Genomic DNA, 13,160 nt, shown 5'->3' with positions numbered 1-13,160 from the left:
GATGGCCCGTGCCTCGGATGACCTCAGATAGGGCCCGGATCCCGTTCGATCACCCCATGCACGGCATAGCCGCCGAAACGCTGCGCCACGCGTGCCCGCCGTCGGGAAAGGCGCGCCACATCGGCGAGGGCGTCGGCGAGTCCCTGTCGCGGGGTGACGTGGAACCCCGCGAGCCATCGGTTGAGCAGCCATCTCGCCGGCCGCGGCAGACCGCCCTGATCCCCGAAATCGACGATGTGCAGGGAGCCGTCCGGAGCGAGGTGACCGGCCGCCTCGGCGAGGACGGCGCGCCAGGGCGGGATCATCGACACGGCGTAGGAGATCACGATCCGGTCGAAGACCGCCTCCCCGAACAGGGCGGCGGGGTCGAAGGCCGTGGCATCGCCCCGGGCGAGGCGGATGCGGTGGGCGAGGCCCGCGCGGGCGGTGGCGCGCCCCGCTGTCGCGAGCATCTCGGCCGAGACATCCAGGCCGAAGCATCGGGCATCCGGGTAGGTTCGCGCGATGCGCACGAGGTTGCGCCCGGTGCCGCACCCGATCTCCAGCACGCTCCCCCCGGCGGGAAGCCGGAGATCCGCGACCATGCCGTCTCGGCCGAGGAGGTAGAACTTCCGGCTCGCATCGTAGATGTGCCGCTGGTAGCGGTACATCCGGTCCATCAGCCGCGCCGCCTCGCTCATGAAGAGGCCAGACGGTAGAGGTGGAACGCCCCGTAGATCGACGACCGGTCCTGCTCGCCGAGGCGACGGCTCTCCTCCTCGGCATAGTCCCAGGCGCCCAGGATGGAATCCGGGACCCGGCCGGGCAGCCGACGCTCGTCCGCCGCCGTCCGGAAGATCACGCGGGCGCCGGGCCGTGCCGCGCGGGTGATCTGGGTCCACAGGTCGGTGAGGTCGGCATCCGTCATCCAGTCCTGTGCGTCGAGAAGGATGACGGCATCGACGCTGGCGGCCGGGCTCTCCCGCAGGAATTCGGTCATCGATTGCTGGCGGAAGCTGAGGCGGCCAGCGCGCTCGCGTAGAGCCGCGTGGTTCACGGCCTGGAGATAGGGCGGCAGCGATGCGTCGGGCGCGGTGTCGTAGGCGCGGCCGAAGGCTTGCCAGGCGAAATAGTTGGATCGGATCGGGAAGCCGCAGGCGAGCCGCTCCAGGCGATGGCGCAAGACGGCCGCCATTCCACCGGGGCCGTCGCCCGCCAGAGCCACGTATTGCGCGGGCGGGATGCCGAGGCCGTAAAGCGAGGCCGGCTGGCGGATGAGCCAGCGGATGAAGGCCTTCTCGAAGAGCGGGGCCAGTTCCTTCTCGAAGATCGTCCGCTGTTCGGCGAGGTCCCGCGCCTTCAGAACGGCACTGAGATCGCAGCCGTAGCGGCGGGCCAGCCAATGGCCCGCGCCGATGAAACGCCCGAGCAGGCCGTAGCGGTAGAAGCCTCGCTCGAAGGCCGAGATACGACGCCCGCCATCGAGGCGCCGCGTCTCCCAATAGGCCCGGGACGTGGCATCGAGATGCGGCCGGATGATCTCGTCATAGGCGGCCACGTTCTCGGGCCGGGCGGGGCGGCCGAAGAAGCCGAAGAACGCGGCATGGTCGGGCAGGTGCCGGAGGGCGGCGAGTTTCAGCCTCCCCAGGGCCACATGCGCGCCGTTGAGGTCGACGGCGCTGATCCGTGCCGGGTTGGCCGTGAGGTAGGAGAGCGCGTTGCAGCCTCCCGAGGCGATGGTGACGACGTGGTCCTCCGGCCGCAGCCGAAGCGCCGCCATGTCCACCACCGGGTCTTCCCAGATCTGTGGGTAGACCAACCCGCTGAAGGCCGCCGTGAACAGGCGTTCCGACACTCCCGCCTTCGAGAAGGCCCTGTTGCGATGGACGGCCTGAGTGAGACCCAGATTCGTCTCGCGGCGGATGGCCCGTGCTGCGCGCGTCATGAACGGTCTCACGTCGCTGGTTGGCGTGATCGATTCCAGGGCCGTTACGGCATGTGCATGACCGCCCGGTGACGGAGGATCGTCTCCGAACGGATCCGATGAGAGATCATTCCTTCACCCGGGGCGGTCGCGCCCGGAACGTCACTAGCTCGGGCCTCGGATCAGCGCGGTCGAAGCTCGATCGTCACGGGCACGTGGTCGGAGGGCTTTTCCAGGCCCCGGAGATGCTTCTGCACGGAAGCCGAGACCAGACGGTCGGCGGCCTGGGGCGAGAGCAGCAGGTGGTCGATGCGGATACCCTGGTTCCGCTGCCAGCAGCCGGCCTGGTAATCCCAGAACGTGTAGAGGCCCGGCCGAGGGTCGCAGGCGCGCAGGGCCTCGGTGAATCCTTCGGCGAGGAGGGCGCGGAAGGCGGAACGAGTCTCGGGCAGGAACAGCGCGTCGTTCACCCAGGCGCTCGCATCCGCCGCGTCCTCGGGCTCGGGAATCACGTTGTAATCACCCGCCAGCACCAGGGCCCGCTCGTCGGCGAGGTGCGCACGCGCATGCACCCTCAACCGCTCCATGAAGCCGAGCTTGTAGGTGTATTTCGGTCCCGGCGTCGGATTTCCGTTGGGCAGGTAGATCGAGGCCACCCGGACGGGGGCCACATCCTCTCCCGAGATCAGCGCCTCGATGTAGCGGGATTGCTCGTCGGTCTCGTCGCCGGGCAGGCCACGGCGGATCTCGCTCATGGTGAGCGGCGCCCGCACCAGCAGGGCCACGCCGTTATATGCCTTCTGCCCCAGCGTCTCGACGGCGTAGCCCGCAGCCTCGATCTCGGCGCGGGGAAAGCCCTCGTCCTGGCATTTCAGCTCCTGCAGGCAGACCACGTCGGGCTTGGCCTCGTCGAGGAAGCCGACGAGATGGCCGACCCGCTGCTTGATCGAATTGACGTTCCAGGTGGCGATCCGCATGGGCTCTGAGATCCGGTCGGAGAGGGTCGCCCGTCATCGGGCCTTCGCGTCGGGCTGGCAAGGCATGCGGAGGGGAGGAAAACAGGATGTCCGACGGCTGGTTCGCACCGATCCGGGCCTATTGCGAGCGCGGGGATGCGGGCTTCTTGGCCGAGCCGCTGAACGCCGCCTCCAACGCCGCCTTCCTCGTCGCCGCGTTCCTGGCCTTTCGCCTTGCCGGCTCCGGCCCGAGACGAGACCGGGCGGCGACGGCGCTGGCCGGGCTCGTCGCCCTCGTCGGAATCGGGTCGTTCCTGTTCCACACCGTCGCCGTCCGCTGGGCGATGCTCGCCGACGTCATCCCCATCGCCCTCTTCATCTACGCCTATTTCTTCCTCGCCCTTCGACGGCTCCTCGGGCTCACCCTCGTTCCGGCGATCCTGGCGACCCTGGGCTTTGCCGGCTTCGCTGCCGGGCTGGAACCGGCCCTCGACGCGCTCACGGGCCAATCCATCGACCGCTTGAGCAACGGCTCTATCGCCTACGCGCCCGCCATCTTGGCCCTCGCCGGCGTCGCCGTCGGCTTGCTGATGCCCCAGACATGCTCCCTCGGCCCGGCACGGAGCCGCGCCGGCCTCTCGCTCCTCGCCATCGCCGCTCTGTTCGCCCTCTCGCTCACTTTCCGGACCTTGGACGCCGCGCTCTGCCCGAGCCTGCCCATGGGCACCCATTTCCTCTGGCATTGTCTCAACGCCGCCGTCCTGTACGGCCTCATCGCCACGGCGTGGCGCTTCGAGGCGAAGGTGAACGATCGGCGTTCACGCCCTGAGGAGGACGGCTCCGTCGTTCTCCGATAGGCCCGCTCGACGCCGCGTCGCACTGAACCACGGGTTTTCTTGCACCCCACAGGGATTCGTTGCAGAAGAGCCGGCCGTTCGAAGGAGCGGTGTCACGCACAGGCTCGAACGACGGGTTGCCCGCGCTCGGCCGAGCGAAGTCAAATACGGATCGCGTCCATGTCACAGAGCCTCCGCCTCGGCGTCGCCGGTCTCGGCACCGTCGGCGCTTCCGTCGTCCGGATGGTGGCTCGCCGCGCCGAAGCCATCACCGCCGCCACGGGCCGCGCGGTGCGCGTCACCGCCGTCTCTTCGCGCGACAAGACCCGCGACCGCGGGCTCGATCTCTCCGGCGTGACCTGGTTCGACGATCCGGTGGCCCTCGCTTCCTCGGGCGAGGTCGATTGCGTGGTGGAGCTCATCGGCGGCTCGGAAGGCCCGGCCAAGGCGACGGTTGAGGCCGCCATCGCGGCCGGCAAGCACGTGGTCACCGCCAACAAGGCGCTGCTGGCCCATCACGGCGCGGCCCTGTCGAAAGCCGCCGAGGCCAAGGGCGTGACCCTCGCCTACGAGGCTTCCGTCGCCGGCGGCATCCCCGTCATCAAGGCCCTGCGCGAGGGGCTCACCGGCAATGCCGTGTCGCGCGTCTACGGAATCATGAACGGCACCTGCAACTACATCCTCACCCGGATGGAGCGGGAGGGCCTGACCTTCGAAGCCTGCCTCAAGGATGCGCAGGCTTTGGGCTATGCCGAGGCCGACCCGACCTTCGACGTCGAGGGGTTCGACACCGCCCACAAGCTCGCCATTCTCGTCAGCCTCGCTTTCGGTGTGGAGATCGACGCCGAGGGCGTCTCGGTGGAAGGCATTTCGGCGATCCAACCGCTCGATCTCACCATGGCCGAGGAACTCGGCTACCGGATCAAGCTGCTCGGCGTCGCACAGGTGGCCGAGGGAGGTATCGAGCAGCGCGTCCACCCGACCATGGTGCCGAAATCCTCCGCCATCGCCCAGGTGATGGGTGTCACCAACGCCGTGACCATCGATGCGGATGCGGTGGGCGAGCTGACGCTGATCGGCCCAGGAGCTGGCGGCGAGGCGACCGCTTCCGCGGTGGTGGCGGACATCGCCGACATCGCGGCCGGCGTCGTGCGGCCGACCTTCGGACGCCCCGCCATGAGCCTCGCGCCGTCCGAGCGGGTGGCGATGCAGCGGCACGAGGGCGGCTACTACATCCGCCTCACCGTGCATGACCGGCCCGGCGTCGCGGCGGGTGTCGCCACGCGGATGGCCGAGCGCGACATCTCTATCGAAAGCATCCTGCAGCGGCGCTCGGAGAGCGCCGCCACCAAGGACCCGCATGGCCGCTCCGGCCAGCCGGTGCCCCTGGTACTGATCACCTACGCGGCCACGGAAGGCACCATACGCGCGGCGCTCGACGCCATCGCGGCGGATGGACTCCTTGCCGAAGCGCCGCAATTGATCAGGATCGAACGCGAATAAGAAGGCCGCCCATCGCGGCCCAGACACGACAAGGGACGGGACCAGGATGGCGGACGAAACGATTGGGCAGACGGGACATCCAGTCACCCGCACCCTGAGCCTCGAACTGGCGCGCGTGACCGAGCGCGCCGCCATCGCCGCTGCCCGGCTTCGCGGCCAGGGACGCGAGAAGGAGGCCGACCAGGCCGCCGTCGACGCCATGCGGCGCGAGCTCAACCTCCTGCCGATCAACGGCACGGTGGTCATCGGCGAAGGCGAGCGCGACGAGGCGCCGATGCTCTATATCGGCGAGCAACTCGGCACCGGGGCTGGGCCGAAGGTAGACATCGCCGTCGATCCGCTGGAGGGGACGACCCTCTGCGCCAAGGACATGCCCGGCGCCATCGCGGTGATGGCGCTCGCCGAGCACGGGTCGCTGCTCGCCGCGCCCGACGTCTACATGCAGAAGATCGCCATCGGCCCCGGCTATCCCCAGGGCCTCGTCGATCTCGATGCCAGCCCGGCCGACAACATCGCGGCGCTCGCCCGCCACAAGGGCTGCGCCCCCTCCGAAATCACCGCCATCATCCTCGACAGGCCGCGCCATATGGGCCTGGTCGCCGCCGTGCGCGAGACCGGTGCCGGCATCCGCCTGATCTCGGACGGCGACATCGCGGGCATCATCCACACGACGAGCCCGGACGAGACTGGCGCCGACATCTATCTCGGCATCGGCGCGGCACCCGAGGGCGTCATCGCGGCTGGCGTCCTGCGCTGCATCGGCGGGCATATGCAGGGCCGTCTGATCCTCGACAGCCACGACAAGCGCGAGCGCGCGGCCCGGATGGGCATCAGCGATCCGAACCGCAAATACGAGCTCGCCGACATGGCGCGCGGCGACGTGATCGTGGCCGCGACCGGCGTCACCGACGGGGCGCTCCTGCAGGGCGTGCGGTTCAAGACCGGCATGATCGTGACGGAGACGGTGGTCTACCGTTCGTCCACCGGCACCGTCCGCCGCATCGTCGGCGAGCATCGCCGCCCCGAGCGGTTCGAAGCGTGACCGCCGTGCCGGGCCTCGCGATCCGCGCCGTCCGGCCCGACGAGCGCGAGGCCTGGGAGGGGTTGTGGTCGGGCTATCTCGACTTCTACCGCGCCTCGATCCCGGCGGAGACCCGCGACCTGACGTGGTCGCGGATCCACGATCCCCTCGTGCCCATCCATGCGTTGGTGGCCGAGGATGAGGGCGTCCCGGTGGGGCTCGTCCATTACGTCTTCCACGCCTCGGCCTGGACGCGTGGACCGTACTGCTACCTGCAGGACCTGTTCACGGCGCCGTCCTCCCGGGGCAAGGGAGTCGCCCGCGCCCTGATCGAGGCGGTGATGGCCGAGGCCCGTCACGCCAGAGCCGACCGCGTCCACTGGCTGACGATGGAAGACAACGCACCGGCCCGCGCCTTGTACGATACGCTCGCCGACCGGTCGGGCTTCATCCAGTACCGGCGGATCTTGCCGCCGGGCTGAACGGACGACGTGATGGTGGACCTGGGGTTAGTGACCCAGACATCCGAATTTCTCAATGAAATCGTTCAAAAGCGGCCCCGACACGCTGACTCCATCCGTCCCTTCAGGCCCCCCACCCGACGCCTATCGCTCGGTGAGCGCTGCCTTGATGCGGTCGAGGTCGAGGGCGCGCCGTCCGGTCTGGATCTGCAGGCATTCGCCGCTGAGCGGGCCGATGATGGAGCCGCCGGGATAAACGAGGGACGGCCATTCGCAGGCCTTGTCGCGGAACGCGATCCAGGCCCGCTGAGCGTCGCGCAGGGAGAGGTTGGCGCTCTCGCTCATCGCCGCGCCCAAATCCTTGTAGGTGCGGTTGAGGAGCGTATCCCAGGCCGCGATCTCGCGGGCGTAGCACCCGTTCATGCCCATGGTGGACGAGCCCGAACCGTCCGGCGCATCGATGCAGGGTTGGGAGACACGCCCGATACAGGACAGGCGCGCGCCGTCGTCCTTGGCGGATCCGACGCAACGCTCGATCGTCGCCAAGTCGGACGAGGCCTGACGGCCCGTATCCGTCTGGGCGAGGGCGACTCCGCCCGACGACAGGGTGAGCATCGCCAAGGCGGCGATGCCGTTCGAGAATCCTCCGCGCATCGTGCGGGCTTCAGTTGAAGAGGGTGCCTACGCCGCCCTGCACACGTCCGAGACCCTGCTTGGCCACGGGATTGCCGGGCTCGAGCTGAGCGGCCCGCTGGTAGCTCTCCATCGCCTCCTTCTTGCGGTTCGACTTCTCGTAAGCGAGACCGCGATAGGCCCAGGAGGTGGCGTCCTTGTTGTTGACGTTGAGGGCCGCGTTGTAATCCTCGATCGCCTTGTCGAACTGGTTCGTGGCGATGAGGCTCTGGCCGCGCGCGGCGTAGGGCGCGGCGACGAAGGGATTGCGGTCGATGGCGGCGTCGAAATCGCCGATGGCCTGGGTGTTCTGGCCCTGGCGCTGACGGACGAGGCCGCGCGCATGGTAGGCCTCGGCCGATTCCGGCGTCAGGCGGATCGCCTGGTTGAGGTCGGAGGTGGCGCCGTCGAGATCGCCCTGGGCGCGCAGCACGTTGGCGCGGCCGATATAGGCCGGCCCGTAGCTCGGATCCGCGGAGATCGCCTTCGAGAAATCGGCCAATGCCGCGTCGTTGCGGCCGGTCTGGCGGTAGGCTAGGGCACGGTTGTTGTAGGCCGAGGCCGAATTCGGATCGATCTGGACGGCTTTCGAGAAGTCACCGATGGCGTCGTTGAACTGGCCCGAACGGGCATAGGCCGCGCCGCGGGTGACATAGGCGCCGGCATCGTTGGGATTGCGCTGGATAACCTCGGTGAGGGAGGCGATGTTGACGTTGGTGGCACCGGTGGAATCGGTTTCGACCACGGCGAACTGGCGCGTCGCCGCTGCCCCGCCACCGCCATAGGTCTCGCACCCGGCCAAAGCCGCCGCCATCGCCACGGCCCCGATCAGACCCGCCTTCGCGCGCGGCACTACAAACGTCATTGCCCCTCTCCCCTCGGGATCGCCATGCCCCCAAGGCACGCTCCCGTCCGCTGCTGTCGCCCATCCCGCCGCCGGCGCGCTCCGTGAGGGGCTGCGCAACGCGGGGGCCGGCGAATTCCGGCACGATCCCGCATCGCGGTGAACACGCGCTTAAAAGAGCGCCGGTGCACCCGCTCAAGCGTCGCGATGTGGCGAAGGTATGGCTCGCGCCGGGGCAGGGTCGAGAACGCGATGAGCGGGATCGAGGCAGAGGGCCGGTGTTGCAGAAAAGGCGCAATTTTGCGCCTCACCCGCGGCGTCTACACAACCGGGATCACCCGCGTGACATGGCCCATCTTGCGGCCCGGCCGGGCGTCACCCTTGCCGTAGAGGTGCAGATGCGCGCCGGGTTCGGCGAGGAGCGCCTGCCAGGCGTCGATATCGTCGCCGATCAGGTTCTGCATCTCGACGGAGGCCCTGGCGACGCGCGAGGCATCGCCCAGGGGCCAGCCGCAGACGGCGCGCACATGCTGGGCGAATTGCGACGTCACCGCGCCCTCGATGGTCCAATGCCCGGAATTGTGCACCCGCGGCGCGATCTCGTTGACGATCAAATGCTCGCCGGCCTCATCACGCACCAGGAACATCTCAACGGCGAGGATTCCCACATAGTCCAGGGCCTCGGCAATCCTGCGGGCGATCTCCACCGCTTTCCGGGCGGTCTCCTCCGACAGGTTCGGTGCGGGCACGCGTGTGAGCGCCAGGATGTGGTCGCGGTGCTCGTTCTCGCACAGGTCGAAGGCGGCGAAGCTTCCATCGGGGGAACGGGCCGCCACCACCGAGACCTCGCGCTCGAAGGGCACGAACCCTTCGAGGATGAGCGGCGCGCCGCCGAACTCGGCGAAAATCGCGTTCCGGTCGCCCTCTTCGGCGGTGCGGATGATGCGCTGGCCTTTGCCGTCATAGCCGAAGCGGCAGGTCTTCAGCACGGCGGGAAGGCCTATCGCCTCCAGCGCGCGGGCGAGGTCGTCCGGCGTGTCGATCTGCCGGAACGGCGCGGTGGCGATGCCGAGGCCGTTGATGAAGCTCTTCTCGGACAACCTGTCCTGAGTCGTGGAGAGGGCGTCGGCGCTGGGGCGGAGGGGCGCGTGGCGCGCCAGCAGGTCGGCGGTCTCCCGCGGGATGTTCTCGAATTCGTAGGTCACGACGTCGACGCTCGCCGCGAAGCGGGCGAGGGCGTCTGAATCGTCATAGGCCGCGCAGGTCGTCTCGGCAGCGACATCGAAGGCCGGGCTCGCCGCATCGGGGGCGTAGACATGGACCTTCAGGCCGTAATTGGCCGCGGCCAGCGCGATCATGCGGCCGAGCTGGCCGCCGCCGATGATGCCGAGGGTGGAACCGGGCGTGAGGGACATGTCGGTCACGGAATCTGTGTCTCCGGCCTCTCGGCCACGGATGCGGTCTGCGCGGCTCGCCACGCATCGAGGCGCTCGGCGAGGGCGGTGTCGGTCAGGGCCAGGACGGCGACAGCGAGGAGGGCCGCGTTGACGGCACCGGCCCGGCCGATGGCGAGGGTGCCCACGGGAATGCCGGCCGGCATCTGCACGATCGATAGCAGGCTGTCCTGGCCAGACAGGGCCTTCGATTCCACCGGCACGCCGAAGACCGGCAGTGAGGTCATGGCGGCGGTCATGCCGGGGAGATGCGCGGCCCCGCCAGCGCCGGCGATCACGACCTTGTAGCCCGCCTGCTTCGCCCCCTTGGCGAAGGTGACGAGGCGGTCCGGCGTGCGATGGGCGGAGACGATGAACGCCTCGTGCGGCACGCGAAGGGCATCGAGGGTATCGGCGGCGTGCTGCATGGTCGCCCAGTCGGACTGGCTTCCCATGATGATCGCGACCGGGGGCGCTCCCGCCATCGTCGTCACTTCCTTCCCGAGACGATCGCGGCCGCCTGGTCGTGCTTGGCCGGGTTCAGGCCATGTCTTCGTGGCGGCGCGATCCCGGGAAGCGATCCTGCACCCGGACCGTGCCGCATACGCGGGCGGGCGACCGCCCGCAAGACGGTGCCCGAGCCAATCCTGTGCTCAAGGCAAACCGGTTCCAGAGCGCTCTCCGCCGACGTGGATGCAGGCTCGGCGAAAAAGAGCGCGGCAGAACAGAAGGCCTGAAGATGTGCCCGACCCGACGTGGTCGGGCGCAGCTCTAGGCGATGATGTCGGGCGTGATCTGGTCTTCCAGATAGGAGATCCGGTCCCGCAGGCCGAGTTTACGCCGCTTCAGGCGTTGGATCTGCAACTGGTCGCCGGCGACGCTCAGTTCCAAGGCGTCGATGGCCCCGTCGAGGTCGCGGTGCTCCTGGCGGAGCCGCGCCAGCTCTTCGACGAACTCCGCCGTCCCGTCATCCTCGAACTCACCCGCCATCGCACCTGCAGCCCCGACACGCCCCTTGTTGAAACCATGCGGCACACACGCCCCTGCGGCAAGGCGGTGGCCGCAATTCGCTCTGGAAGATGCTTCTTCCATCGCAGCGGGCTTCGCCGGGCACGATTAACTAATGTTGCCCAACACCCGAATCCGGTTTCGACAGCCGGCTCATACTATGCCAATCTACCTGAGTCGGAACGAGACAGGAGAAACGACTCATGTCGCTGCAGACGCATTTGAGCCAACTCGCCCTCAAGCACGAAGCCCTCGAGCGGGAACTTCATTCCGCGATTCAAAGCCCGTCTGAGAACGATCTACGGATCGCAGAATTGAAGCGACGCAAACTTCACCTCAAGGACGAGATCAACCGGCTTCGTGCCGCGACCGACTCGGTGCATTAACGCCCGTTCCAAGCCATTTCGTAATTTCCAGAACGACGCCGCCGCGCTCCACAGCGCGGCGGCTTTGGTTTGTGGTGGTGTCGGCCGTGTCGCCTTGGGCGCGGCTTGAGCTACAATCCCCGATCAAGCCGGCATCCTTCGACCGGCCATCCAGGGACGAACCGCCATGGACGCTGCCGCGACACCTCCCGAATCGGCTGAAGCACCAGACGCGTACGGCCCGGTCCATGCCGCCTCCCTCGCCGATCCCGAAGGTTTCTGGCTGAAGGCCGCCGATGCGCTCGACTGGGAGACCGCCCCCTCCCGCGCCTTCGACCCGGAGGCCGGTGCCTATGGACGCTGGTTTCCCGACGCGACGCTGAATGCCTGCCACAACGCCGTCGACCGCCATGTGGCCAAGGGACGGGGCGAGCAGGCGGCGATCCTGTACGATTCCCCCGTCACCGGAACGAAGCGGACGATCAGCTACGCGGCCCTGCGCGACGAAGTGGCGACCCTCGCCGGCATCCTCTCGCTGCTCGGCGTGGAGAAGGGCGACCGGGTCGTCATCTACATGCCGATGATTCCCGAAGCCGTGTTCGGGATGCTGGCCTGCGCACGTCTCGGCGCGGTCCATTCCGTGGTGTTCGGCGGTTTCGCCGCCAACGAACTCGCGATCCGCATCGCCGACGCCGCCCCGAAGGTGGTGCTGGCCGCCTCCTGCGGGATCGAACCGAGCCGGGTCGTGCCCTACAAGCCGCTGCTGGACGCGGCCATCGCGGCCTCGCCGCACAAGCCCGCGGCCTGTCTCATCCTGCAGCGTCCTCAGGCGGAGGCGGGATTGGTGGAGGGACGCGACCGCGACTGGGCCGAGACGGTCTCCCGCGCGAAGGCGGCCGGGATCAGCGCCGATTGCGTCCCCGTCGCGGCGACCGACCCGCTCTACATCCTCTATACCTCGGGCACGACGGGCAAACCCAAAGGCGTGGTGCGGGATACCGGCGGGTATTGCGTGGCGCTCTCCTGGTCGATGCCCAACCTCTACGATGTGAAGCCCGGCGAGGTGTATTTCTGCGCCTCCGATATCGGCTGGGTGGTGGGCCATTCCTACATCGTCTACGCGCCGCTGCTGCATGGCTGCACCACCGTCCTCTACGAAGGCAAGCCGGTGGGGACACCCGATGCGGGGGCGCTCTGGCGGGTCGCGGCGGAATACGGCGTCGCCTGCCTGTTCACGGCACCGACGGCCCTACGAGCGATCAAGAAGGACGACCCGCGCGCCGAACTCGTCGCCTCCTACGACCTGTCCGGCTTCCGCTCCCTGTTCCTCGCCGGCGAGCGGGCCGACCCGGATTCGGTCGCCTGGGCCGAGCGGGCCCTCGACCGGCCGGTGATCGACCATTGGTGGCAGACCGAGACCGGCTGGGCCATCGCCGGCAATCCGGTGGGGATCGGCATGCTGCCGGTGAAGCATGGCAGCGCCTGCGTGCCGATGCCGGGCTACGATCTCGCCGTCCTCGACGAAGCCGGCAAGCCGCTGCCGCCCGACACGATGGGCACGATCGCCCTGCGGCTTCCCCTGCCGCCCGGCTGCCTGCCGACCCTGTGGGGCTCGGACGATCGCTTCCGCCAGAGCTACCTCACCACCTATCCCGGCTGGTACGACACCTCGGATGCCGGGATCGTCGACGCGGACGGTTACGTCACCGTGCTCGGGCGCACCGACGACATCATCAACGTCGCCGGGCACCGGCTCTCCACCGGCGGGATGGAGGCGGTTCTGGCCGCCCATCCCGATGTCGCCGAATGCGCCGTCATCGGCATCCGCGACGCGCTGAAAGGCGAACAGCCCTGCGGCTTCGTCGTGCTGAAATCCGGCGTCTCCCGCGACACCGCCGAGATCGAGCGCGAACTCGTCGCTTCCATCCGCGAGCGCATCGGCCCCGTAGCGGCGTTCAAGCTGGCCCTCACCGTGGCACGGCTACCCAAGACCCGCTCGGGCAAGATCCTGCGTGGCACCATGAAGAAAATCGCCGACGGCGAAGCCTGGACCACCCCACCCACCATCGACGACGCCGCCGTTCTGGACGAGATCGGCGAGAGCTTGAAGGGGAGGGGGATCGGGAGCTGAGCGTTCCCTTGGCTGGACTGATGAAGC

At 68.5% G+C, this 13,160-nt stretch carries 14 protein-coding genes; 6 read left to right on the top strand and 8 right to left on the bottom strand.

The window, feature by feature from the left end:
- Positions 1 to 23: 23 nt before the first annotated feature.
- The 3 genes from RQI43_RS01930 to xth all read right to left on the bottom strand — a co-directional run bounded on the left by RQI43_RS01930 (position 24) and on the right by xth (position 2,880).
- Positions 24 to 680 carry a class I SAM-dependent methyltransferase gene (locus RQI43_RS01930; RefSeq protein WP_311274009.1) on the bottom strand — a complete coding sequence of 219 codons (657 nt, stop codon included), beginning with the start codon at positions 678 to 680 and terminating at the stop codon, positions 24 to 26.
- Positions 677 to 1,924, bottom strand: a complete 1,248-nt coding sequence (locus tag RQI43_RS01925) for a DUF3419 family protein (protein WP_311274008.1) — start codon at positions 1,922 to 1,924, stop codon at positions 677 to 679. Before RQI43_RS01925 ends, RQI43_RS01930 begins: the two co-directional genes overlap by 4 nt.
- Before the next feature lie 161 nt (positions 1,925 to 2,085).
- Entirely contained in the window at positions 2,086 to 2,880 is a 795-nt protein-coding gene (gene xth / locus RQI43_RS01920; protein WP_311274007.1) for an exodeoxyribonuclease III, read from the bottom strand.
- A gap of 86 nt (positions 2,881 to 2,966) precedes the next feature.
- Between xth and RQI43_RS01915 the strand changes: the two genes are divergently transcribed.
- The 4 genes from RQI43_RS01915 to RQI43_RS01900 all read left to right on the top strand — a co-directional run bounded on the left by RQI43_RS01915 (position 2,967) and on the right by RQI43_RS01900 (position 6,701).
- Complete coding sequence (locus RQI43_RS01915; protein WP_311274006.1) at positions 2,967 to 3,716, top strand: ceramidase domain-containing protein; 750 nt, start codon at positions 2,967 to 2,969, stop codon at positions 3,714 to 3,716.
- A 159-nt stretch (positions 3,717 to 3,875) separates the two neighbouring features.
- On the top strand, positions 3,876 to 5,198 hold the full coding sequence (locus RQI43_RS01910) for a homoserine dehydrogenase (protein ID WP_311274005.1): 1,323 nt from the start codon (positions 3,876 to 3,878) through the stop codon (positions 5,196 to 5,198).
- Between the two features lie 46 nt (positions 5,199 to 5,244).
- A complete protein-coding gene (gene glpX, locus RQI43_RS01905; RefSeq protein ID WP_056433649.1) occupies positions 5,245 to 6,240 on the top strand; it encodes a class II fructose-bisphosphatase in 996 nt (331 codons plus the stop codon).
- A 5-nt stretch (positions 6,241 to 6,245) separates the two neighbouring features.
- Positions 6,246 to 6,701, top strand: a complete 456-nt coding sequence (locus RQI43_RS01900) for a GNAT family N-acetyltransferase (RefSeq protein ID WP_311274107.1) — start codon at positions 6,246 to 6,248, stop codon at positions 6,699 to 6,701.
- A 123-nt stretch (positions 6,702 to 6,824) separates the two neighbouring features.
- Here the strand turns inward: RQI43_RS01900 and RQI43_RS01895 are convergent, their stop codons facing one another.
- The 5 genes from RQI43_RS01895 to RQI43_RS01875 all read right to left on the bottom strand — a co-directional run bounded on the left by RQI43_RS01895 (position 6,825) and on the right by RQI43_RS01875 (position 10,619).
- Entirely contained in the window at positions 6,825 to 7,334 is a 510-nt protein-coding gene (locus RQI43_RS01895) for a lysozyme inhibitor LprI family protein (RefSeq protein WP_207411370.1), read from the bottom strand.
- A 10-nt stretch (positions 7,335 to 7,344) separates the two neighbouring features.
- Positions 7,345 to 8,217, bottom strand: a complete 873-nt coding sequence (locus RQI43_RS01890; protein WP_056433639.1) for a tetratricopeptide repeat protein — start codon at positions 8,215 to 8,217, stop codon at positions 7,345 to 7,347.
- A 299-nt stretch (positions 8,218 to 8,516) separates the two neighbouring features.
- The gene (locus RQI43_RS01885) at positions 8,517 to 9,620 is read right to left on the bottom strand and encodes a 5-(carboxyamino)imidazole ribonucleotide synthase (protein WP_405030534.1); all 1,104 of its coding nucleotides are present in this window, start codon (positions 9,618 to 9,620) and stop codon (positions 8,517 to 8,519) included.
- On the bottom strand, positions 9,617 to 10,114 hold the full coding sequence (gene purE, locus RQI43_RS01880; protein WP_311274004.1) for a 5-(carboxyamino)imidazole ribonucleotide mutase: 498 nt from the start codon (positions 10,112 to 10,114) through the stop codon (positions 9,617 to 9,619). The genes RQI43_RS01885 and purE overlap by 4 nt, the downstream gene beginning before the upstream one ends.
- 286 nt (positions 10,115 to 10,400) lie before the next feature.
- The gene (locus RQI43_RS01875; RefSeq protein WP_056433634.1) at positions 10,401 to 10,619 is read right to left on the bottom strand and encodes a YdcH family protein; all 219 of its coding nucleotides are present in this window, start codon (positions 10,617 to 10,619) and stop codon (positions 10,401 to 10,403) included.
- Positions 10,620 to 10,840: 221 nt separating this feature from the next.
- Here RQI43_RS01875 and RQI43_RS01870 point away from each other — a divergent pair, with 221 nt between their 5' ends.
- Together RQI43_RS01870 and RQI43_RS01865 are read left to right on the top strand one after the other, a co-directional pair.
- Complete coding sequence (locus RQI43_RS01870; protein WP_056433631.1) at positions 10,841 to 11,023, top strand: YdcH family protein; 183 nt, start codon at positions 10,841 to 10,843, stop codon at positions 11,021 to 11,023.
- A gap of 166 nt (positions 11,024 to 11,189) precedes the next feature.
- A complete protein-coding gene (locus RQI43_RS01865) occupies positions 11,190 to 13,133 on the top strand; it encodes a propionyl-CoA synthetase (protein WP_311274003.1) in 1,944 nt (647 codons plus the stop codon).
- Positions 13,134 to 13,160 lie beyond the last annotated feature (27 nt).

This window comes from Methylobacterium sp. WCS2018Hpa-22, assembly GCF_031843785.1.
Taxonomy (GTDB): domain Bacteria; phylum Pseudomonadota; class Alphaproteobacteria; order Rhizobiales; family Beijerinckiaceae; genus Methylobacterium.
The sequence above is the reverse complement of the archived record's forward strand: the minus strand, read 5'-3'. Positions and strand labels throughout refer to the sequence as shown.

Coding starts and splice junctions, on each gene's coding strand:
- RQI43_RS01930 (WP_311274009.1), bottom strand. CDS start 680: ATGAGCGAGGCGGCGCGGCTGATGGACCGGATGTACCGCTACCAGCGG.
- RQI43_RS01925 (WP_311274008.1), bottom strand. CDS start 1,924: ATGACGCGCGCAGCACGGGCCATCCGCCGCGAGACGAATCTGGGTCTC.
- xth (WP_311274007.1), bottom strand. CDS start 2,880: ATGCGGATCGCCACCTGGAACGTCAATTCGATCAAGCAGCGGGTCGGC.
- RQI43_RS01915 (WP_311274006.1), top strand. CDS start 2,967: ATGTCCGACGGCTGGTTCGCACCGATCCGGGCCTATTGCGAGCGCGGG.
- RQI43_RS01910 (WP_311274005.1), top strand. CDS start 3,876: ATGTCACAGAGCCTCCGCCTCGGCGTCGCCGGTCTCGGCACCGTCGGC.
- glpX (WP_056433649.1), top strand. CDS start 5,245: ATGGCGGACGAAACGATTGGGCAGACGGGACATCCAGTCACCCGCACC.
- RQI43_RS01895 (WP_207411370.1), bottom strand. CDS start 7,334: ATGCGCGGAGGATTCTCGAACGGCATCGCCGCCTTGGCGATGCTCACC.
- RQI43_RS01890 (WP_056433639.1), bottom strand. CDS start 8,217: ATGACGTTTGTAGTGCCGCGCGCGAAGGCGGGTCTGATCGGGGCCGTG.
- purE (WP_311274004.1), bottom strand. CDS start 10,114: ATGGCGGGAGCGCCCCCGGTCGCGATCATCATGGGAAGCCAGTCCGAC.
- RQI43_RS01875 (WP_056433634.1), bottom strand. CDS start 10,619: ATGGCGGGTGAGTTCGAGGATGACGGGACGGCGGAGTTCGTCGAAGAG.
- RQI43_RS01870 (WP_056433631.1), top strand. CDS start 10,841: ATGTCGCTGCAGACGCATTTGAGCCAACTCGCCCTCAAGCACGAAGCC.
- RQI43_RS01865 (WP_311274003.1), top strand. CDS start 11,190: ATGGACGCTGCCGCGACACCTCCCGAATCGGCTGAAGCACCAGACGCG.